The organism is Streptomyces sp. NPDC021080, from assembly GCF_044333225.1.
Lineage (GTDB): Bacteria > Actinomycetota > Actinomycetes > Streptomycetales > Streptomycetaceae > Streptomyces.
This window is the reverse complement of record NZ_JBIRQM010000010.1, coordinates 11,322-33,156: the sequence shown is the minus strand read 5'-3', so window position 1 is coordinate 33,156 and position 21,835 is coordinate 11,322. Positions and strand designations below refer to the sequence as shown.

The 21,835-nt window shown below is 73.7% G+C and carries 15 protein-coding genes; 11 read left to right on the top strand and 4 right to left on the bottom strand.

The genetic code is table 11. From position 1 onward, the window contains the following. Positions 1 to 28 precede the first annotated feature (28 nt). Positions 29 to 598, top strand: a complete 570-nt coding sequence (locus ACH4S8_RS24500) for a GNAT family N-acetyltransferase (protein ID WP_398397436.1) — start codon at positions 29 to 31, stop codon at positions 596 to 598. Between the two features lie 71 nt (positions 599 to 669). Continuing rightward, on the top strand, positions 670 to 2,361 hold the full coding sequence (locus ACH4S8_RS24495) for a proline--tRNA ligase (protein WP_398397434.1): 1,692 nt from the start codon (positions 670 to 672) through the stop codon (positions 2,359 to 2,361). 267 nt (positions 2,362 to 2,628) lie between these two features. On the opposite strand, the gene ACH4S8_RS24490 is transcribed toward ACH4S8_RS24495, so the two are convergent. From ACH4S8_RS24490 to ACH4S8_RS24480, 3 genes are read right to left on the bottom strand one after another with little or no spacing between them, the layout of a single operon-like run. Beyond that, positions 2,629 to 3,573, bottom strand: a complete 945-nt coding sequence (locus ACH4S8_RS24490) for an aminoglycoside phosphotransferase family protein (protein ID WP_398398043.1) — start codon at positions 3,571 to 3,573, stop codon at positions 2,629 to 2,631. Between the two features lie 39 nt (positions 3,574 to 3,612). Beyond that, the gene (locus tag ACH4S8_RS24485) at positions 3,613 to 4,086 is read right to left on the bottom strand and encodes a ferritin-like domain-containing protein (RefSeq protein WP_398397431.1); all 474 of its coding nucleotides are present in this window, start codon (positions 4,084 to 4,086) and stop codon (positions 3,613 to 3,615) included. Next, positions 4,083 to 4,703, bottom strand: coding sequence for a hypothetical protein (locus tag ACH4S8_RS24480; RefSeq protein WP_398397429.1), 621 nt, complete (start codon positions 4,701 to 4,703; stop codon positions 4,083 to 4,085). The genes ACH4S8_RS24485 and ACH4S8_RS24480 overlap by 4 nt, the downstream gene beginning before the upstream one ends. A 251-nt stretch (positions 4,704 to 4,954) precedes the next feature. Here ACH4S8_RS24480 and rimP point away from each other — a divergent pair, with 251 nt between their 5' ends. From rimP to ACH4S8_RS24435, 9 genes are all read left to right on the top strand, one after another. Next, entirely contained in the window at positions 4,955 to 5,452 is a 498-nt protein-coding gene (gene rimP, locus ACH4S8_RS24475) for a ribosome maturation factor RimP (protein WP_398397427.1), read from the top strand. 2 nt (positions 5,453 to 5,454) lie between these two features. Beyond that, positions 5,455 to 6,489, top strand: coding sequence for a transcription termination factor NusA (nusA, locus tag ACH4S8_RS24470; protein ID WP_398397425.1), 1,035 nt, complete (start codon positions 5,455 to 5,457; stop codon positions 6,487 to 6,489). 101 nt (positions 6,490 to 6,590) lie between these two features. Further along, positions 6,591 to 6,869, top strand: a complete 279-nt coding sequence (locus tag ACH4S8_RS24465) for a YlxR family protein (protein ID WP_339131938.1) — start codon at positions 6,591 to 6,593, stop codon at positions 6,867 to 6,869. Positions 6,870 to 7,017: 148 nt separating this feature from the next. Next, on the top strand, positions 7,018 to 10,173 hold the full coding sequence (gene infB / locus ACH4S8_RS24460) for a translation initiation factor IF-2 (protein ID WP_398397422.1): 3,156 nt from the start codon (positions 7,018 to 7,020) through the stop codon (positions 10,171 to 10,173). Between the two features lie 277 nt (positions 10,174 to 10,450). Then, the gene (locus ACH4S8_RS24455) at positions 10,451 to 10,744 is read left to right on the top strand and encodes a DUF503 domain-containing protein (RefSeq protein ID WP_398397420.1); all 294 of its coding nucleotides are present in this window, start codon (positions 10,451 to 10,453) and stop codon (positions 10,742 to 10,744) included. A gap of 43 nt (positions 10,745 to 10,787) precedes the next feature. Then, the gene (gene rbfA, locus ACH4S8_RS24450; protein ID WP_339131941.1) at positions 10,788 to 11,237 is read left to right on the top strand and encodes a 30S ribosome-binding factor RbfA; all 450 of its coding nucleotides are present in this window, start codon (positions 10,788 to 10,790) and stop codon (positions 11,235 to 11,237) included. Then, the gene (gene truB, locus ACH4S8_RS24445) at positions 11,234 to 12,139 is read left to right on the top strand and encodes a tRNA pseudouridine(55) synthase TruB (RefSeq protein WP_398397417.1); all 906 of its coding nucleotides are present in this window, start codon (positions 11,234 to 11,236) and stop codon (positions 12,137 to 12,139) included. The genes rbfA and truB overlap by 4 nt, the downstream gene beginning before the upstream one ends. Positions 12,140 to 12,404: 265 nt before the next feature. Further along, positions 12,405 to 16,238 carry a serine protease gene (locus ACH4S8_RS24440; RefSeq protein ID WP_398397415.1) on the top strand — a complete coding sequence of 1,278 codons (3,834 nt, stop codon included), beginning with the start codon at positions 12,405 to 12,407 and terminating at the stop codon, positions 16,236 to 16,238. A 229-nt stretch (positions 16,239 to 16,467) separates the two neighbouring features. Continuing rightward, positions 16,468 to 17,421, top strand: a complete 954-nt coding sequence (locus ACH4S8_RS24435; protein WP_398397413.1) for a bifunctional riboflavin kinase/FAD synthetase — start codon at positions 16,468 to 16,470, stop codon at positions 17,419 to 17,421. 117 nt (positions 17,422 to 17,538) lie between these two features. Here ACH4S8_RS24435 and ACH4S8_RS24430 read toward each other — a convergent pair whose 3' ends face one another. Beyond that, positions 17,539 to 21,357 (bottom strand): SCO5717 family growth-regulating ATPase, encoded by a 3,819-nt coding sequence (locus ACH4S8_RS24430; RefSeq protein ID WP_398397411.1) that lies wholly within the window; start codon positions 21,355 to 21,357, stop codon positions 17,539 to 17,541. Positions 21,358 to 21,835: the final 478 nt, after the last annotated feature.

Sequence of the window (21,835 nt, the reverse complement as noted above, 5' to 3'; positions counted from 1 at the left end):
CCCACGGTCCGCCAGGTAGTCTCCCGGCATGCTGCGCTTTCCCGGTCACGGCCACCGCCAGTCCGACGACGTGGTCATCGGCCCGCTGGATCTCGCCGCGCGCGTCGACGAGGCGCTCGCCGTGCAGGCGCTCGCCTTCGGGCTCGGTGCCGACGAGATCGCCGTACGGCGCCAGATCGTGCTGCGGCACCTGACCTACCCGGGCGCCCGCGCGCTCGGCGCCACCACCGCCGACGGGCGGCTCGTGGGCTTCGTCTACGGAATGCCCAACGACCGGGCGCACTGGTGGTCCACCGTCGTCGAGCCGTATCTGCGCGCCCAGGGCCACGACGGCTGGCTCGACGACTCCTTCGTGATCACCGAACTGCACGTCCACCCCCGCTTCCAGAACCGGGGCGTCGGCCGCACCCTGATCACCGCGATCACGGACACGGCGGCCGAACCCCGCTCGATCCTCTCCGCGATCGACTTCGACAGCCCGGCCCGCGGGCTGTACCGCTCCCTCGGCTACGAGGACCTCGCACGGCGGGTCCTGTTCCCCAGCGCACCCAAGCCGTACGCCGTCATGGGCGCCCCCCTTCCGCTGCGACACCCCTAATGGATTTCCGGGGACGGCCGCTGCCCGGCTAACCTCCAGACATCACCCTTACGCAGCAGGAGTCGAGAATCATGGCCCAGGTCCAGCGCATGTCCCGTTTGATGGTCAAGACATTGCGTGACGACCCGGCGGACGCCGAGACGCTCAACCACAAACTGCTCATGCGCGCCGGTTACGTGCGCCGCAACGCCGCGGGCATCTGGACCTGGCTGCCGCTCGGCAAGAAGGTCCTCGACAACATCTCCCGCGTGGTCCGCGAGGAGATGGACGCGATCGGCGCCCAGGAGGTCCTCCTGCCGGCCCTGCTGCCCAAGGAGCCCTACGAGGCCTCGGCGCGCTGGGAGGAGTACGGCGACCTGCTGTTCCGCCTCAAGGACCGCAAGGGCGCCGAGTACCTGCTCGGCCCGACGCACGAGGAGATCTTCACCCTGATCGTGAAGGATCAGGTGGCCTCGTACAAGGACCTGCCGGTCATGCTCTACCAGATCCAGACGAAGTACCGCGACGAGGCCCGTCCGCGCGCCGGTGTGCTGCGCGGCCGCGAGTTCCAGATGAAGGACTCCTACTCCTTCGACATCACGGACGAGGGCCTCGCCGAGTCCTACCGGCTGCACCGCGAGGCCTACCAGAAGATCTTCGCGCGCCTCGGCCTCGACTACCGCATCGTGTCCGCCGTCTCCGGCGCCATGGGCGGCTCGGCCTCCGAGGAGTTCCTCGCGCCCGCCCCCGCCGGTGAGGACACCTTCGTGGACTGCCCGGCCTGCGACTACGCCGCCAACACGGAGGCCGTGACCTTCAAGCTCACGCCCGTCTCCGAGGAGCACGGCGCGGTCGAGGAACTGGCCACCCCCGACACCCCGACCATCGAGACGCTCGCGCAGCACCTCGGCGTGCCCGCCTCCGCGACCCTGAAGAACCTGCTGGTCAAGATCGACGGCGAGATCGTGGCCGTGGGCGTCCCCGGCGACCGCGAGGTCGACCTCGGCAAGCTGGGCGAGCACCTCGCCCCGGCCGTCGTCGAGCTCGTCACGGCGGAGGACTTCGAGGGCCGCGACGACCTCGTACGCGGTTACGTCGGCCCGCAGGGCCTGGAGAAGGTCCGCTACATCGCCGACCCGCGCGTCGCCCCCGGCACCGCCTGGATCACCGGCGCCAACAAGGCCGACACGCACGCGAAGAACGTCGTGGCCGGCCGCGACTTCGAGGTCGACGACTACCTCGACGTCGTCGTGGTGGAAGAGGGCGACCCCTGCCCGAAGTGCGGCGCCGGCCTCAAGCTGGACCGCGCCATCGAGATCGGCCACATCTTCCAGCTCGGCCGCAAGTACGCCGACACCTTCGGCCTCGACGTGCTCGGACAGCAGGGCAAGCCGGTCCGCGTGACCATGGGCTCGTACGGCATCGGCGTCTCGCGCGCGGTGGCCGCGCTGGCCGAGCAGTCGGCCGACGAGCAGGGCCTGTGCTGGCCCAAGGAGATCGCTCCCGCCGATGTGCACGTGGTCGCGGCGGGCAAGGCCCTGCAGACCGAGCTGGCGCTCGACGTGTCCGAGAAGCTCGGCGCCGCGGGCGTCCGCGTCCTGGTCGACGACCGTGCGGGCGTCTCCCCGGGCGTGAAGTTCACCGACGCGGAGCTCATCGGAGTCCCGAAGATCCTGGTCGCGGGCCGCCGTTCGGCCGAGGGCGTCCTGGAGCTGAAGGACCGCCGCACCGGCGAGCGCGAGGAACTGACCGTCGACGAGGCGATCGCCCGCCTGACGGCGTGACCGACGATCCGAGCGGCGCCCCGCCTCCTCACCGGAGGGCGCGGGGCGCCGCTCGGCCGTTTCCGGGGTGCCGGGTCCCGCTCGATCGTTTCCGGGGGTACGGGGCGCGTCGCCCGGCTTGTTCCGGAGGCGCCCGGGGCACGCCGCAACCCGGCCTCTTCGGGGCTCGGCCCCGCCTTCTGCCCCGCGAGGCTCCGCCGAGGGCTCCTCACGCGCGCCGTCCGCCGCCCAGGGGGCAGTACGACCACGGACCCGGCCGCCCGGTCCTCAGAGCCAGCCGGCGAACTCCAGGAGCAGTTCGGCGTCCTGGGCGCGCCCGACCCGGGCCGCCCGGACGCCCGACTCGACGGCGCGGAACAGGGTCCACCCGCGCAGCCGTGCCTGGTCGACCTCCAGGGACTCGGCGAGCCGCTTGATCCGCCGCCGGGTGATCGACGCTCCCGACGGCGACGCGATGAGGTCCTCCACCCGGTCGCGGACCAGCCGGGCCAGGTCGAACGCGCACTCGCCGACCACCGGGTCCGGCCCCACGGCCAGCCAGGGCACGCGCTCGGCGGCGAGCACCTTGCTCTGCCGGAACGTGCCGTGCAGCAGCCGTGCCTCCGGCGGTCCGGCCAGCAGTTCCTCGCGCGCCGCGAGGGCCGCGTCGACCAGGGCCCGGACCTCGGCCCCGGAACCCGCGTCGGCCGCTGTGGCCCGCATGGCCTCGGCCTGCCGCCCGGTCCGCTCCGCGACGGTCTCGAAGTGGGGGCCGGCGGGTGGCTCGACCCACAGCCGCCGCAGCGTTCCCGCCGCCTCCAGCAGGGCCTTCGCCTCGGGCAGCGACCGCACGGACACGTCCGGGTGCAGCCGCTCCAGGAGCAGGACGCCACCGTCGCCGGAGGCCTCATGGGCGTCGTCGTCGAGGAGACGGACCGCGCCGCGGCCGTCCCAGTGGGCGAGCGCGGCCCGCTCGCTTTCCGGACGCGCCCGCTCGGGCGCCAGCTTCAGCACGGCGGGAGTGCCGTCGGCCCGGCGCACCAGGACGACCAGACTGCTGCGCCCGCCCGGCGCCTGCACCCGCTCCACGGTCAGCTCGCGCAGACCGACGGCCCGCCGGGCCAGCTCGGGCAGGCTCTCCAGCCACGCGTCGGCCTCGTCGGCGCCCTCCGGCCCGCTCCGGCGGGTCTCGCCGAGCGCCCGGAGAAGGCGCTGCGGCGGTTCGAAGGCCATGCGCGAGTCCATGCGCGAGGTGTTCCCTTCCAGGTCGCGTTACGTCGGCGAGGGCGCCGTGGCGGACGGGGTGGCCGCCCGCTCGGCGAGCCCAGGGAAGGCTACGCTCTCGCCGCTCCAGCGCACGGCGCGGACCGCGGCCTCGCGCAGCGCCCCGGCCGCCATGCGCCGCCGGTCGCCCGCGGCGGCGCGCACGAGGTCGGAGTAGACGTCGGCGACGCGCTCCTCCAGCTCGGCCGCGAACCGTATGGCCGCGGCGGTGTCCGTCACCGGGAACGGCAGCATGTACGCGGCCGACGCGGCCTCGGGCTCGGCGCCCATGTCCTTGACCGCGCGCGTCAGTTCGTCCCGCCGTGCCCGGTGGGCGTCGTACGCCGACCGGGCGTCCGACTGCCGGGCCGCGCCGATCCGGGCGCCCACGACGCCGTAGCCGTAGACGGCCGCGTGCTCGGCGCCCAGCGCGGCCTGCAGGGCCCTCAGCTCGGCTTCCTCGGTCTTGCTCCGCTTGCTCACTTCGCCGCCTTCGTCAGCAGGAACGCGTGGGCCGCTCCGGCCGCCGCCACGGAGGCGAGCAGCCGGGCGAGTTCGCCGGGGACGTCGACCAAGGCCTGTGTCCGTTCGTCCGCGAGCTTCAGTTCGGCGGAGGCGAGGTCTGCGAGCGCGTCCTTGGGCCGGGCCGCCACACCGGCCGAAGCCGAACTCGAAGCCGAACTCGAAGCCGAAGCCGAAGCGGACGCCGACTCCGAAGCCGACGAGGAGGCGGACGGGGACGAGGACGGGGACACCGATGCCGACGCCGATGCGGACCCCGTCGGGGACCCCGACGCCCCCGCGCTGCCGCCCCCGAACGCCGTCGCGTGCCGGACGACCTCCGCCCGCAGCGGCCCGAGCCGCTCCGCCAGCTGCGGATGGGCGGCGATCACCGCGGTGTACCGGTCGGAGAGCGTCATGCTGTCGCGGACCGCACGCGCGCGGGCCCGGTCCGCGAGCGACGGGCTGCCGCCCGTGGTGTCGCCGGACGACTCGGGAGCGGCGGAGCAGCCCGCGAGCGCGAAGGCGCCCGCGGCGGCCGCGAGCAGGGTCCTTCGGCGCGGACCCGACGGGGTGCGCGACGGCAGAGGGAACGACACGGCAGGCGTCCTCGGAGGGCTCGTACGAATGTATGGGCGAACTGCCCGTGATCACGGTACCCGCGCATCGGCCGATCACGGCCCAGCGGCTCTCCTCCAACTGTCTCCGGCCCCGTTCGACCCAGCCCCGCAGGCACCCGTCCGTGCGGGCACCCCCGCACGGTGGACGGCAACACCCCCCGCGACCGGATACCCTTTGAGCTGACACGCGACCAACACACAACAGCACACGCGGCCGAGGAGTCACCCGGATGAGCACGACCCAGAGCGAGAGGCTTCGAGAACTCCTGGATCCGCTCGTGAGCTCCCAGGGCCTCGACCTGGAAGAGATCGAAGTCGAGTCCGTAGGCCGCAAGCGTGTACTGCGCGTCGTCGTGGATTCGGACGAAGGTGCCGACCTGGACGCGATCGCCGATGTGAGCCGCGCGCTCTCGGCGAAGCTCGACGAGACCGACGTGATGGGTTCGGGTGAATACACCCTCGAGGTCGGAACCCCCGGTGCCGAGCGCGAGCTCAAGGAGCACCGTCACTACGTACGCGCCACCGACCGCCTGGTGAAGTTCCAGCTGGCGGAGGACGGCGAACTGCTCGCCAGGATCCTGCTGGTCGAGGACGACGGTCTCGATGTCGAGGTGCCGGGCGTGAAGGGGCGCAAGCCCACCGCCCGGCGGATCGCCTTCGAGGACATCGTCAAGGCCCGCGTCCAGGTCGAGTTCAACCGCAAGGACAAGAAGGAAGAGGAGGCGTAGCCGTGGACATCGACATGAGTGCCCTGCGGGGTCTGGTGCGGGAGAAGGAGATCTCCTTCGACCTGCTGGTCGAGGCGATCGAGTCGGCCCTCCTCATCGCCTACCACCGCACCGAGGGAAGCCGCCGGCGCGCGCGCGTGAAACTCGACCGGGAGACCGGTCACGTGACCGTGTGGGCGAAGGAGGACCCCGAGGACCTGGAGGAGGGGCAGGAGGCCCGCGAGTTCGACGACACCCCCTCGGGGTTCGGCCGGATCGCCGCGACCACCGCCAAGCAGGTCATCCTGCAGCGCCTGCGGGACGCCGAGGACGACGCGACCCTCGGCGAGTACGCGGGCCGCGAGGGCGACATCGTCACCGGTGTGGTCCAGCAGGGCCGCGACCCGAAGAACGTGCTCGTCGACATCGGCAAGCTGGAGGCCATCCTGCCGGTGCAGGAGCAGGTCCCCGGCGAGACCTACGAGCACGGCCTGCGCCTGCGCTCGTACGTCGTACGGGTGGCCAAGGGCGTCCGCGGTCCGTCCGTGACCCTGTCCCGTACGCATCCCAACCTCGTGAAGAAGCTCTTCGCGCTGGAGGTGCCGGAGATCGCCGACGGTTCCGTCGAGATCGCCGCCATCGCCCGTGAGGCCGGCCACCGCACGAAGATCGCCGTCCGGTCCAACCGCAGCGGTCTGAACGCCAAGGGCGCCTGCATCGGCCCGATGGGCGGCCGGGTGCGCAACGTGATGGCCGAGCTGAACGGCGAGAAGATCGACATCGTCGACTGGTCGGACGACCCGGCGGACATGGTGGCCAACGCCCTCTCCCCGGCCCGGGTCTCCAAGGTCGAGGTCGTCGACCTCGCGGCCCGCTCCGCGCGCGTGACGGTGCCCGACTACCAGCTGTCGCTGGCGATCGGCAAGGAGGGCCAGAACGCCCGCCTCGCCGCCCGTCTCACGGGCTGGCGGATCGACATCCGTCCGGACACCGAGCAGCCCGACGGGCAGCGCGACGGGCAGCGCGACGAGCGGCGCGACGAGCGGCGCGGGGAATAGACCGGGAATAGATCCGGCCCGCGCATCGCTTACATCACGACAACAACCGTTCGATTCATGCCCCAAAGGGGTGAGGTCGGTACGGGGAGGTAGACTTAAGAGTGTCTGGCCGGACGCGAGCCCGCGCATGCCCTGAACGCACCTGTGTGGGGTGCCGGGAGCGAGCGGCCAAGAGAGACTTGCTGCGCATCGTGGCGATCGAGGGTGAAGGTGTCCCCGATCATCGCGGTACGCTGCCTGGTCGGGGTGCGTACGTGCATCCCGTTCCGGTCTGTCTCGATCTGGCGGTCCGCCGCCGGGCGATCCCACGGGCGCTGCGCGCTCCGGGACCGCTCGACACAGCGGCGTTGCGCCTCTACGTCGAGCAGGCAGCACCGTAAGAAGCGTCGTACGGAACCCCCGTGCGGCCCTGGTATTCCGCGAGTTGGAAGTAGGTCGAGATTGCGATGAGCACTCGATGAGCACGCGATGAGTACGCCCATGAAGTAGCGACGGTCCGGACGCAGACCCGGACCTAAAAGGAGCGAAGTGGCTAAGGTCCGGGTATACGAACTCGCCAAGGAGTTCGGCGTGGAGAGCAAGGTCGTCATGGCCAAGCTCCAAGAACTCGGTGAATTCGTCCGTTCGGCGTCCTCGACGATCGAGGCCCCCGTCGTACGCAAACTGACAGATGCCCTCCAGCAGGGCAACGGTGGCGGCAAGCCCGCCCCCCGCAAGGCTGCCCCGGTCAAGCCGGGCGCCCCCTCCCCGGCGCAGGCTGCCCGTCCGGCCGCCCCGCGCCCGCCGGCCCCGAAGCCGGCCGTGGCCGAGAAGCCCGCGGCCGCTCCGGTGACCCCGGCGGCTCCGGGCCCGCGCCCGACTCCGGGTCCCAAGCCGGCCCCGAAGCCCGCTCCGGCGGCTCCGGCTCCGGTCGCGGCCGAGTTCACGGCGCCCCCGTCGGCGCCGGTCGCGCCGCAGGCCCCGTCGGCTCCCGCCGCGGGTCCCCGTCCGGGCGCCCCGCGTCCCGCCGGCCAGGCTCCGCGTCCCGGTGCCCGTCCCGCCGGTGGTCCCGGCCAGGGCGGCCAGGGCCGTGGTGACCGTCCCGAGCGCGGCGACCGTCCCGAGCGCGGCGACCGTCAGGGCGCCCCGCGTCCCGGCGGCCAGGCCCCGCGTCCGGGTGCCCGTCCGGCCGGTCCCCGTCCGGGCAACAACCCGTTCACCTCTGGTGGTTCCACCGGCATGGCGCGCCCGCAGGCGCCCCGTCCGGGTGGTGCCCCGCGTCCCGGTGGCGCCGGTGCCCCCGGTGGTCCGCGTCCGCAGGGCGCGGGCGGCCAGGACCGTGCTCCCCGTCCCCAGGGCGGTCCCGGCGGCGCTCCGCGTCCGCAGGGCGGTCCGGGCGGTGCCCGTCCCACCCCGGGCGGCATGCCCCGTCCGCAGGCCCCGCGTCCCGGCGGCGGTCCGGGCGGTAACCGCCCGAACCCCGGCATGATGCCGCAGCGTCCTGCCGCGGGCAGCCCGCGTCCCGGCGGCGGCCCCGGTGGCCGTGGTCCGGGTGCCGGCGGCGGTCGTCCCGGTGGTCCCGGTGGCGGTCGTCCGGGCGGCGGCTTCGCCGGTCGTCCGGCCGGTCCCGGTGGCGGCGGTGGCGGTTTCGCCGGTCGTCCCGGTGGTCCCGGTGGCGGTGGCGGCGGTTTCGCCGGTCGTCCGGGTGGTCCCGGTGGTGGCGGCGGCGGTCGTCCCGGCTTCGGCGGTCGTCCGGGTGGTCCCGGTGGCCGTGGTGGCACGCAGGGTGCGTTCGGCCGTCCCGGCGGTCCGGCGCGTCGCGGTCGCAAGTCGAAGCGGCAGAGGCGCCAGGAGTACGAGGCCATGCAGGCCCCGTCGGTCGGCGGCGTGATGCTGCCTCGCGGCAACGGACAGTCCGTCCGCCTGTCGCGCGGTGCCTCCCTCACCGACTTCGCGGAGAAGATCAACGCCAACCCGGCGTCGCTCGTCGCCGTGATGATGAACCTCGGCGAGATGGTCACTGCCACGCAGTCCGTCTCCGACGAGACCCTCCAGCTGCTCGCCGGCGAGATGAACTACGTCATCGAGATCGTCAGCCCGGAGGAGGAGGACCGCGAGCTGCTCGAGTCCTTCGACATCGAGTTCGGCGAGGACGAGGGTGGCGAGGAGTTCCTCGTCGCGCGTCCGCCGGTCGTGACCGTCATGGGTCACGTCGACCACGGTAAGACCCGCCTTCTCGACACCATCCGCAAGACGAACGTCGTCGCGGGCGAGGCCGGCGGTATCACCCAGCACATCGGTGCGTACCAGGTCACGACCCAGGTCAACGACGAAGAGCGCAGGATCACCTTCATCGACACCCCGGGTCACGAGGCGTTCACCGCCATGCGTGCCCGTGGTGCCAAGTCGACCGACATCGCGATCCTCGTGGTGGCGGCCAACGACGGTGTGATGCCCCAGACGATCGAGGCGCTGAACCACGCCAAGGCGGCCGACGTGCCGATCGTGGTCGCGGTCAACAAGATCGACGTCGAGGGTGCCGACCCGACCAAGGTGCGCGGTCAGCTCACCGAGTTCGGTCTGGTGGCCGAGGAGTACGGCGGCGACACGATGTTCGTCGACATCTCCGCCAAGCAGGGCCTCAACATCGAGAGCCTGCTGGAGGCCGTGGTCCTGACCGCGGACGCCTCGCTCGACCTGCGGGCCAACCCGGAGCAGGACGCGCAGGGTATTGCGATCGAGTCCCACCTCGACCGCGGCCGCGGTGCCGTCGCGACCGTCCTGGTCCAGCGAGGCACCCTGCGGGTCGGCGACACCATGGTGGTCGGCGACGCGTACGGCCGTGTCCGCGCGATGCTCGACGACAAGGGCGAGAACGTGGAAGAGGCGGGTCCCTCGACCCCGGTCCTCGTCCTCGGTCTCACCAACGTCCCGGGCGCCGGCGACAACTTCCTGGTCGTCGACGAGGACCGCACGGCGCGTCAGATCGCCGAGAAGCGCGCGGCGCGCGAGCGCAACGCCAACTTCGCCCGCCGGGGTGTCCGGTTCTCCCTGGAGAACCTGGACGAGGCCCTCAAGGCCGGTCTGGTGCAGGAACTCAACCTCATCATCAAGGGCGACGCGTCCGGTTCGGTGGAGGCTCTCGAGTCCTCGCTGCTCCAGCTCGACGTCGGCGACGAGGTCGACATCCGTGTCCTGCACCGCGGTGTGGGTGCGGTCACCGAGTCCGACATCAACCTGGCGACCGGCTCCGACGCCATCGTCATCGGCTTCAACGTCCGCGCTGCGGGCCGCGCGGCGCAGATGGCGGAGCGCGAGGGCGTCGACGTCCGGTACTACTCGGTGATCTACCAGGCCATCGAGGAGATCGAGGCGGCCCTCAAGGGCATGCTCAAGCCGGAGTACGAGGAGGTCGAGCTCGGCACGGCGGAGATCCGCGAGGTCTTCAAGTCGTCCAAGCTGGGCAACATCGCCGGTGTCCTGGTCCGCTCGGGCGAGGTCAAGCGCAACACCAAGGCGCGCCTCGTCCGCGACGGCAAGGTCATCGCGGAGAACCTCAACATCTCCGGGCTGCGTCGCTTCAAGGACGACGTCACCGAGATCCGCGAAGGCTTCGAGGGTGGTATCAACCTCGGAAACTTCAACGACATCAAGGTCGACGACGTCATCGCGACGTACGAGATGCGCGAGAAGCCGCGCTCGTAAAGCGGTTCCCAGGCTGGCCGGCGGTGAGCAGTCACCGCCGGCCAGCCTGGCTTTTGCGAGATCACGCGATTCCCCGCGTCCCTCCCCGGGGCGCGGGGAATCGCGTGACCGGCCCCGGCCGGCCCGAGGGCCGGTCGCTGCCGGTCACCCGCCCGGCGTACGGCCGGGGCCCGGAAACCCCGTCGAGCGAGCCGACGGATCGTTGTACGGTTCTGATGTTCCTGCCAAGCGCATTGGCAGGCCTTCTACCCCGTACCGGCGGGACATCCGGTTACACATGTATGTGGGGACACTGTCCTTCGATCTGCTCCTCGGCGACGTTCACTCGCTCAAGGAGAAACGCTCTCTCGTCCGGCCGATCGTCGCCGAACTCCAGCGGAAGTACGCGGTGAGTGCCGCCGAGACGGGCAACCAGGACCTTCACCGCAGGGCGGAGATCGGCCTGGCGGTGGTCTCCGGGGACACCCAGCACCTGACCGACGTACTGGACCGGTGCGAACGGCTGGTCGCGGGCCGACCGGAGGTGGAACTGCTGTCGGTACGACGCAGGCTCCACAGCGACGAAGACTGACGAAGACCGACGCAACACGCAAGGCGAAGAAGGAGACGGACCAGTGGCCGACAACGCGCGGGCGAAGAGGCTGGCGGACCTCATCCGAGAGGTGGTGGCCCAGAAGCTGCAGCGCGGGATCAAGGACCCGCGGCTCGGCACTCACGTCACCATCACGGACACCCGGGTCACCGGGGACCTCCGGGAGGCCACCGTCTTCTACACGGTGTACGGGGACGACGAGCAGCGTGCCGAGGCGGCCGCGGGCCTGGAGAGCGCCAAGGGCGTGCTCCGCTCGGCCGTCGGCGCGGCGGCGGGCGTGAAGTTCACGCCGACGCTGACGTTCGTCGCGGACGCCCTCCCGGACACCGCCAAGACCATCGAGGACCTGCTCGACAAGGCACGGGCCTCGGACGCGAAGGTGCGCGAGGTCTCGGCCGGCGCGGCCTTCGCGGGTGACGCGGACCCGTACAAGAAGCCGGGCGAGGACGACGAGGACGACTCGGCTCGATGACGCAGAAGACCAAAACGCCCGACGGGCTTGTCATCGTCGACAAGCCGTCGGGCTTCACTTCGCACGACGTGGTCGCCAAGATGCGCGGGATCGCCAGGACCCGCCGGGTCGGCCACGCGGGCACCCTCGACCCCATGGCGACGGGCGTGCTCGTCCTCGGCGTCGAGAAGGCCACCAAGCTCCTCGGGCACCTCGCGCTCACCGAGAAGGAATACCTCGGCACGATCCGGCTCGGCCAGAACACGCTGACCGACGACGCCGAGGGCGAGATCACCTCCTCGGCGGACGCCTCCGGCGTGAAGCGCGACGCGATCGACGCCGGAGTGGCCAAGCTGACCGGCGCCGTCATGCAGGTGCCGTCCAAGGTCAGCGCCATCAAGATCGACGGCGTGCGCTCGTACAAACGGGCCCGCGAGGGCGAGGAGTTCGAGATCCCGGCCCGCCCGGTGACCATCTCGTCGTTCACGGTGTACGACATCCGTGACGCGGTCGCCGAGGACGGCACCCCGGTGCTCGACCTGGTCGTCTCCGTCGTCTGTTCGTCCGGGACCTACATCCGGGCGATCGCCCGGGACCTCGGCGCGGACCTGGGCGTCGGCGGTCACCTCACCGCCCTGCGGCGCACCCGCGTCGGCCCGTACAAGCTGGACTCCGCGCGCACCCTCGACCAGCTCCAGGAGGAGCTGGCCGTGATGCCGATCGCGGAGGCGGCCGCGGCCGCGTTCCCGCGCTGGGACGTGGACTCCAAGCGGGCCCGGCTGCTGCTCAACGGCGTCCGGCTCGAGATGCCCGACGAGTACGCGAGCAAGGGCACCGTCGCGGTCTTCGACCCCGAGGGCCAGTTCCTCGCGCTGGTGGAGGAACAGAAGGGCAAGGCGAAGAGCCTGGCCGTCTTCGCCTGAGCGTCGCGCGCCCCTGCCGGGCGCACGGTCGGGCGGACGCTTCACCCGCGGAGCGGCGGTCACGGGGTCTCGTGCCCGCCGCTCAACGGTCCCCCTCGGTTCCCCCACCCAAGGGTGTATCCATCCGAACTGCCCTGTTCACCCCATCGGGCGGGCGCTCGGAGTGAACCAGGGGAGTAGAAGGGGGCGCGTTTCCCGCACGAACTGTCCCGCTGATCACCTCGCCCCTACCGTCGGATCAGAAGCGCGGCGGGGAGGTTCGAGTATGGCGGGGCGTGGCCCGCGGACCGGGAACGAAGAGGCGGCGGACGGTGCCGGACAGGCGGGGGACGACGCCCTCGTACGCGTCTGCGATCCGGCGGGCCGTCCCCGCGGCACGGGATTCGCGGCCGACCACCACGGCACCGTGATCACCGGCCACGAGGCCGTCGACGGCCTGGACCGGCTCGTCCTGCACGCCCCCGGCGGCCGCACCTGCGTGCTGGGCGCCGACGCCGTCACACCGCTGCCCGGCCTCGGCCTGGCCCTCGTCCGCACCGAAGGCCTCGGCCTGGTTCCGCTCCCCGTCACCGTGCGGGACCGCGTCGCGACCGGCACGTACGTCAGGCTCGCCGCGGGCGGCTGGCGCGAGGCGCGCGTGCTGGGCTCCTCCGCCGTGCCGTACGCGGCCGACGGCCGCACCCATCCCCTCGGCGACGCACTGGAGTTGGCGATCGGCACGGCGGGCGCGGACGCGCTCAGGCCGGGCGGCGGAGCGGCCGGGGGACCGGTCCTCGACGCCCGCACCGGCACCGTGGTGGCGGTCGTCGGCACCGCCCCGCTCGCCCGTACCCCGGACGGCACCCTGCCGGGGGAGACCCCGGCGGGTCACCGGGCGCCCGGCTTCGCCGTCCCCCTGCGGGGCCGCGGCCCCGTGCCGCAGCTCGCCGAGCTGCTGGCCCGCAACGCGGCCACCGTGCCGGCGTACGGCGCCGATCTGAATCTCGCCGCCGCCCTGGAACTCGCCGCGACCTCGGTGGGCTCCGACGGACCCCGTCCGCCGGTCCCGTCCCGGACTGCCGGAGCGCACCCCGGAATCGTCGAACGGGCCCATGTCACAAGGGAGTTCGCGGCCTTCGAGAACGGCCCGGCCGGCGTCATCGGGCTCGTCGGCCCGCCGGGCAGCGGCCGTACGACGGAACTGGCAGCCCTCGCCGCGCGCCGCCTGCGCGGCCCCGAACCGGCCCCGACCCTGTGGCTGCGCGGCGCCGACCTCCGCGCCGACGACACCTCGGTGGCGGACGCGGCGACGCGCGCCCTGGAGCGCGCCGGACGGATCGTGGCCGCGTCCCGGCAGAGCCCCGGGGTGGCCGGGGCGGCGGCCGCACGACGGTCCTCGGCCGAGAAGAGCGTCCTGCCTCCCGAGGAATACGGCGGCGAACTCGGCGACATCGCGGCGGACCGGCTGGCCGCCGTCGCGCGTGCCGCCGGCCGCCCGCTGCTGCTCCTGCTCGACGGCCCCGAGGAGATGCCCCCCGAACTCGCCCACCGCCTGCCCGCCTGGACCGAGGCGACGGCGGCATGGCTGACGGAGACCCGCACCCGCCTGGTGGTCGCCTGCAGGCCGGAGTACTGGGAACGGGCCGGGGCGGAGTTCCCCGCACCCCTGCTGCACCGCACGGACACCCGCGCGACGGCACACCCGGGCGAGCGCCGGCCACCCGCCTGTGTGCCGCTCGGCGATCTCACCGAGGAGGAGGGGCGGCGGGCCCGGTCGGACGCCGGGATCCCGGAAGGCGTCCTCGCACAGGCCGACGCCCGCCATCCGCTGGTGCTCCGGCTGCTCTCCGAGGTGCTGGCCGCACCCGTGGACCTGGTGCCGCGGCCTGCCACGGCACCGGGGGCCGAACAGCTCGACCGCGACGACGTGTTCGCCGCTCACCTCGATCTGATCTGCCTGCGCGTCGCGGTCCGCCTCGCCGCCGCGAACGGGCTGCGCGGCACCGCCGTGCGCCGGCTCGCCGCACGTGTCTCCGGCCAGGTGCACGAAGCCGCCCGGCGCTGTCTGGGCCCCGGACAGGGCGGGCTGGACCGGGCCTCCTTCGAGAGCGTCTTCCCCTGGGGCCCCGCCCGGGGACGCCTCGCGGGCATCACCGGCTGGGCGTCCGCCGTCCTCACCGAAGGACTCCTCGTCCCCGCCGGCGACGGCTACCGCTTCGCCCACGAGGAGCTCGCCGACTGGATCCAGGGCACCCACCTCGACCTGGACGCGGCGCTGGACGGCCTGGTCCACCGCGGGCGCGGCGCACCCGGCACCGGCCCCGGGCGTACGGGGACCACGGCGTCCGGCCACCGGCCCGCCCGCCGCGGCCGGTCCGCCCCGCCCACCGCGGCGGACCGCGGATCCGGGGCCCCCGCCTCCGGCCCGGACACCCTTCCCGTCCCCCGGCACCGGATCGGCCCCGTCGTCGAGACCCTGCTCCTGCTGGCCCGGCACCGGGCCACCGCCGAACTGACCCGCCGCCTCGAGGACCTCGTCCACGCGGTCGACGATCTGCTGCCCGAGACGCCGGACCGGTCCGACGCCCGGCACGGCGAGCCCCACGGCACCCCGCTCACCGTCCCGCCGGGCGACCCGCTCTGGTGGGCCACCCGGCTGTGCACCACCGTCCTGCTCCGTGTGCCCGACGCGACCCCGTACATCGGCGCCCTGCGGCTGCTCACCGAGCGCATCGTGGCGTGGCGGCAGCAGGGCAGGGACGTCCCCGAGGAGTTCGGGCCGGCCTTCTGGGTGGCGCTGCCCGTCCCGGACACGGAACGCTTCGACCTGCTCAGGCGCCTGGTGGCCGCCGACCCCCGCCGGACCCCGGCGACCGAACTCCCGCACCAGGGCGAGGCCCCCGCCGCCCCGCGCCACCTCGACACCGTCTCCCGTCTGCTCGCAGCCGACCCCGTCGCCGTGCACCGTCACCTCACCCGCTGGTTCGACGACGAGCGGCCCCTTTCCGCGACGCCCGACGCGACCGTGGCGACGGCCGCGCAGGCATTGCTGTACGCGCACCGGCGGCGCGCCCCGGACGATCTGACCGAGGCCCTGATGGCCCGAGCGCATCCGCGGGGCGACGAACTGCTGGCCGTGCTGGCCGAGGAGGAGCCGTCGCCCGTGTGCCGGGCGGTCGACCGGTGGGCGCACGACGAGCGGCCGAAGCGGCGGGCGGCGGCGGTCGCCCACGGGCTGAGGGCGGCACCCTTCGCGGCGGCACAGGCCGACCGCGAGTTGCTGCGCCGCGCCGCTCTCGCCCTGCTCGCCCGTCCCGCCGACCGCGCCCTGCACGGCGGAGCGCTCGGCATCCTCGTACGGGATCCGCTCACGCGTGCCCGCTGCCTGCCGCAGGCTCTGGACCGCTTCGCGGCCGGCGACCCACGGCTTCCCCCGAGCGCGCTGGCCGCCGCGCTCACCACCGACCCGGAGCCCGTGCTCGCCGCCTTCCGTGACCGGCTGCGGCGGCTCGGCCCCGACACGGCCGAACTCCTGCGCGCACTCGCCGACGTCACCACACCCGCGCTGGCCCGCCCCGTCGCCGCGCTGGTGCGGGAGACCGTGGAGCTGTGCCCCGGAGTCGCCGCGTACACGGCCGCGGACGTGGACCGGCGCATCGACCACGAGAACGCCTCCCACGAGGTGCTGTTTCCACTGGTCAGCGGCCTGTTGGAGATGTGCGGCCCGCCGGTGCGGACCGCGCTCGCCCAGGTTCTCGCGGCGCCCGGGAACCAGACGTCGGCCCCGCTGCGGTGCGAACTGCTCGATCTGCTCCTGGCGCACGAGCGCGATCCGGTCGTGCTCGACACCGTGCTCAGGGCCGCCGCCGACGGTCTCGACCGCAGGGGCGAGGCACCCACCCGCGAACTGGTGCGCCGCGTCGGCCTTCTCCTCGCCCGCACACCGGCCGGGGCCACCGCCTTCGACCGGGGCCTGGCCGATCTGGCCCGGCGCGTTCCGGGCTTCGCCCCCCTGGCGGCCCGCTGGCTGACGGGCACCCCCGGGGAGTGGTCCTGCCTGGTCGGCCCCGGCACCCGCCACCTGATCGAGAACCTGGCCGGGGCACGGGCCCCCGTCTGACCGAACCCGCGCACCGGACCCGGCACCACGCCGGGCCCCCACCGCGTGCCCTGCCGAACCCCGTGCCGGGCCCGGTGCCACGCACTTGGTCGAACGCGCCGCCGCGCTCGGCGGCGCTGAGCAATCGGTCACAGCCCGATGCCGATGCAAGCCGAGAGCGCACGGCATGGCACCCTTAGAGCTGCGAATAAGGCAATGACGGACACGGGTTCGACAAGGAGCGGTCACAGTGCAGCGCTGGCGTGGCTTGGAGGACATCCCCGAGGACTGGGGGCGCAGCGTCGTCACCATCGGTTCCTACGACGGGGTGCACCGCGGACACCAGCTGATCATCCGGCACGCCGTGGACCGCGCCCGTGAACTGGGCGTCCCCTCCGTCGTGGTCACCTTCGACCCGCACCCCAGCGAGGTGGTCCGCCCCGGCAGCCATCCGCCGCTGCTCGCCCCGCACCACCGCCGCGCCGAACTGATGGCCGAACTGGGCGTCGACGCCCTGCTCATCCTGCCGTTCACCACCGAGTTCTCGAAGCTGTCGCCCGCCGACTTCGTGGTCAAGGTGCTGGTCGACAAGCTGCACGCCAAGGCTGTCGTCGAGGGCCCCAACTTCCGCTTCGGCCACAAGGCCGCGGGCAACGTCGACTTCCTGCGCGAGCAGGGGGAGACGTACGACTTCGAGGTCGAGGTCGTCGACCTGTTCGTGTCCGGCGAGGCGGGCGGCGGCGAGCCGTTCTCCTCGACCCTCACCCGGCGTCTCGTCGCCGAGGGCGACGTCGAGGGCGCGCGCGAGATCCTCGGCCGGCCGCACCGCGTCGAGGGCGTCGTCGTCCGCGGCGCCCAGCGCGGCCGTGAGCTCGGTTTCCCCACGGCGAACGTCGAGACCCTCCCGCACACCGCGATCCCCGCCGACGGCGTCTACGCCGGCTGGCTGCACGCCCAGGGCGAGGCCATGCCCGCCGCGATCTCCGTGGGCACGAACCCGCAGTTCGACGGCACCGAGCGCACGGTGGAGGCGTACGCCATCGACCGCGTCGGCCTCGACCTCTACGGTCTGCACGTCGCCGTCGACTTCCTCGCGTTCGTCCGCGGGCAGGCCCGGTTCGACTCCATCGAGGCCCTGCTGGTGGCGATCGGCGACGACGTGAAGCGCTCACGGGAACTGATCGAGGCGTACGACGGGGAGTAGCTCCTCCCGGCCCTTTCTCCGCCTCTCTCCGGCCCTTCTCCGCTACGCGAAGACCCGCACCGTCCGTGAACGGTGCGGGTCTTCGTGGCGTTCGGCCGCTCGGCGGAGCCGCCGGCCCTACTGCTGCGGGGGCGCCGGAGGCGGCGGGTTCTGCCCCGGGTGCGGCGGATGGGGCTGACCGGGCTGGAACTGCTGTCCCGGCTGCGGCTGCTGCGGCTGCGGGTATCCCTGCGCGGGCGCCTGCGGATGGGGCTGACCGGGCTGCTGCGGGTAGGGCTGCCCCGGCCGGCCGTACAACTGCTCGGGCTGCGGCTGCTGCGGGGCCTGACCCGGCGCGGGCTGTGCCGGAACGTGCTGCCCGGGAGCGTACGGGCCGGGAACCTGCTGCCCGGGAACGTACTGACCCGGCATCGGAGGTGCGGCCACCGGCGGCGGGTTGCCGTCGTTGGTCCACAGCCCGTGCGACTGCTGGTGCCGCGCGAAGTCCTCGGCGACCATCGCGGACAGGGTGAAGTACGCCTCGCGCACCTTGGGCCGCATCATGTCGAGGTCGACCTCGGCCCCTGCGGACAGGTGCTCGTCGAACGGCACGACCACGACACCGCGGCAGCGCGTCTCGAAGTGGCTGACGATGTCGTCCACCTTGATCATCTTGCCGGTGTCGCGGACTCCGGAGATGACGGTGATCGACCGCGCGACGAGGTCCGCGTACCCGTGCGCCGACAGCCAGTCCAGCGTCGTACTGGCACTGCTCGCCCCGTCCACGGACGGCGTCGAGATGATGATGAGCTGGTCGGCGAGGTCGAGCACCCCGCGCATGGCGCTGTAGAGCAGACCCGTGCCGGAGTCGGTCAGGATGATCGGGTACTGCTTGCCCAGGACGTCGATCGCGCGCCGGTAGTCCTCGTCGTTGAAGGCCGTGGACACGGCCGGGTCGACGTCGTTGGCGATGATCTCCAGCCCGGAGGGCGCCTGGGAGGTGAACCGCCGGATGTCCATGTACGAGTTGATGAACGGGATCGCCTGGACGAGGTCACGAATGGTGGCGCCGGTCTCGCGACGCACGCGGCGGCCGAGCGTGCCGGCGTCCGGGTTGGCGTCGATGGCGAGGATCTTGTCCTGGCGCTCGGTGGCGAGCGTGGAGCCGAGCGCGGTGGTCGTGGTCGTCTTGCCGACACCGCCCTTGAGACTGATGACGGCGATCCGGTAGCAGGAGAGCACCGGGGTCCGGATCAGCTCCAGCTTCCGCTGCCGCTCGGCCTCTTCCTTCTTCCCGCCCAGCTTGAAGCGCGAGGACGCGGCGGTCGGACGACCGCTCTTGGCCTTCTGCCGCTTGTTGTTGAGCAGCCGGTCGGAGGACAGTTCCACCGCCGCGGTGTACCCGAGCGGGGCTGCACCGGGGTTGACCGGCTGCCGCTGGTCGTGCCGCACGGGCTGCGGCCAGGCGGTACCGGTCCGCGGGTCGACGGGGGTGGCGGGCTGCTGCTGCACGGGCTGGGGGCCCGGCTGGTGCGGAGGCTGCGCCGTACCCGGCGCCGGGTACGGCGGGGCGGCCTGCGCCGGAGGCTGCGCGAGGTCGTGACCGGGCTGCGGAACAGCCGAGTCGGCCCCAGGCTGCGGGAACCCGTAGCCCTGCTGAGGAGCGGGGGCAGGGGCGTGCGGCGGCACGGCGTCCGGCACGGGTGCGGCGGCCGGGGCGGGCTGCGGGAACCCGTAGCCGGGGGCCTGTGGGGCGGCTGGCTGGGGGGTCTGCTGGTGGGGTGCTTGCTGGTCCTGGGGTGTGGTGTCCGGCTGCGGGAAGCCGTAGCCCGGTGCGGGGGCGGGCTGGGCGGGTGTCTGCTGTGGGGCGGGGGCGGTCTGCTGCGGGAACCCGTAGCCGGCGGCCTGCGGGGCGGTCGGCTGGGGGTTCTGCTGGTGGGGTGCTCGCTGGTCCTGGGGCGCGGTGCCCGGCTGCGGGAAGCCGTAGCCCGGTGCGGGGGCGGGCTGGGCGGGTGTCTGCTGTGGGGCGGGGGCGGTCTGCTGCGGGAACCCGTAGCCGGGGGCCTGTGGGGCGGCTGGCTGGGGGTTCTGCTGGTGGGGTGCTCGCTGGTCCTGGGGCGCGGTGCCCGGGTACGGGAAGCCGTAGCCCGGAGCCTGGGCGGCCGGGGCCGCCGGAGCCGGTGCGGGTGTGCCGGGCCCCGGGAAGCCGTAGCTGTCCTGCGGGACGGACGCCGGGTCCGGGGTGCCGGACTGCGGGAACCCGTAGCTCCCCTGCTGCGGCGGAACGGGAGCCGCCGGAGCCGGTGTCACCGGCGGCTGGGCCTGCGGCGGAGCCGTTACGGCGTTCTCGAATCCGGCCGGCTGTACAGGCGCGGGTCCCTGAGGCGACCCCGCGGGACCGGGAGCACCGGGGGAGGACCACGCCGACGGCGCGGGGGCCGGAGCCGGGGGCTGGAAGGGTGCTCCCGGCGCCGGGGTCGCGGGCGCCTGGTGCGGCACCCGGCTCTCCGCGGCCGGAGCGGGCTCCGTGGTGGCGGGCCACTGCGGGGCCGACGCGGGGGCCGCGGGCTGGTAGGCGGGCGGCAACGGCGGCAGCCCACCCCCCGGCAGCGGCGGCGGAGCCCAGGCGGGAGGCGTCCCCTGTGCTCCCGCGGGCTCCTCCGGCCGGGCCACGGGCACCGCGTCCTGCGGCTCGTGGTCCCGGGGCTTGCCGTCCCGGGGCTCGTCGCTCCGGGGGGACACGTTCCGGGGGGTGACGTCCTGGAGCCGGAAATCACCGGCGCCGTGGGCACCGGCGTCCGGGCCGGCCCCGTCGTCCGCGGGGCGCGGCTCCACGGTGTCCGCGGCCTGCGCCTGGGCCTCGCCGTCGATCCCGGCCACGCCGGTGCCCGGTTCCTCGACGGACCCGGCGCCCGGGGAGGCGACGACGGCGTCGGCCGGTGCGGCCCCGTCCGCCGCCGGCGCGTCGGCCGCGCCCGCACGCTGGGACTGGGAGGCGGCCTCCAGCGACTGGTAGGCGAGCACGGGGTCGATGACGGGCTCGGGCGCGGCCACCGGCTGGGCGTGCGCCGTCTGCCCGGAGGGGCCGGCGTGTTCGGGCCCGGCCACCGGCGCGCTCGGGGCCTCGGCTTCGTCCTCGCCCGGCACCGTGCCGGTGTCGCCCCGGTCGTCACCTTCGGTGGTGCCGGCCGTGGCCTGTGCCGTGTCCTCGGCCCCCGCGCCCTCGGCTCCCGTGTCCTCACCGCCGGAGTCGGCCGCAGGAGCGTCCGCGTCCCCGGCATCCTCGGCAGCCGTCCGCTCGGCGATCTCACGCTTCAGCGCGACGGCGGAGAAGCGCATGGTCGCGCCGCTCTCGAGGTCCCCGTGCCCGGAATCCAGCGCGTCGGGAACGGTGGCGGAGACGGCGGGGGGAGCGGCGGGCGTCCACGGCTCCTGGAACCCGCCCGCGGGAAGGTTCGGCAGAGCGGTCGGACCGCCGACGACATCGGCGACAGGAGCCGGGGCGGCCGCGTGGGGCGGTACGACGTGGGGCTGTGCGACGGGCGGCCGGACGGCCCCGGGACCGTCGACGGGCACCGGGCCGGGCACCGGAACGGCCGCCGGAGCGTCCCCGTCCGGTGCGCCGTCCGAGGCCGTCGGACCGTCCCCGGACGCCGAAGCCTGCGCATCCTGCGCTTCCTGCGGCTCCGCGGACTCCTCCGAGCCCGCGGACTCCTCCGGGCCGTCGGCCTTCGCCGGGTCCTTCGGCGCTTCCGAGTCCCCCGAACCGCCCTGCGCCCGAGCACCGCCCGTGCTCCCCGAACCCCCGAGGCCGTCCGAGGCGTTCTGCGTGTACCAGGCGGGCGGCGCGTAGTCGATGGTGAACTCGCCCGTCGTCTCGACGGCGGACTCGGCGTCGGACTGGTCATCGCCGGGCGTGGCCCAGCCCCCGCGGATCCCGTCCCGATCGCTGTTCACAATTCCTCCTGGTGTGGTCGAGCACCCGCACGTCGTGCAGGGCCGACCGTCTGCTTGTCGTCCGCTGACGTTCACGGACGACCGAGGCCGCCCGAAGTCCGTACGGGACCGCCCGAATTGACCGGCCCCCCGGATAACGCGAGCCTCCCGCGCACGGGTTCAGGCGTCGCGCCCGGTCCCAGCCTAATCACCACGGTTGTTCGCGGGGCAGTCCTGTCCACTCCACCGCGGGGACCCGTTACGCCACACCCTGCCCAGAAGTGGCCTGCGCACGCTCACCATTGACCGCGAAAGCGGACAAACAACGGCACCGCCCGGCCACTTGCCGCACGGTCGCCCGCGCGACGTCCACGCGCTTCTCCCGCCCGCGCGACGTCCACGTGCTTCCCCTGCCCGCCCGACGCCCAGGCACCTCCCACGGGGTGCGCCGCGAGGCGGGCAGACAAAAGGGCCGCCACGGAAAAGTCTCCGTACCGGC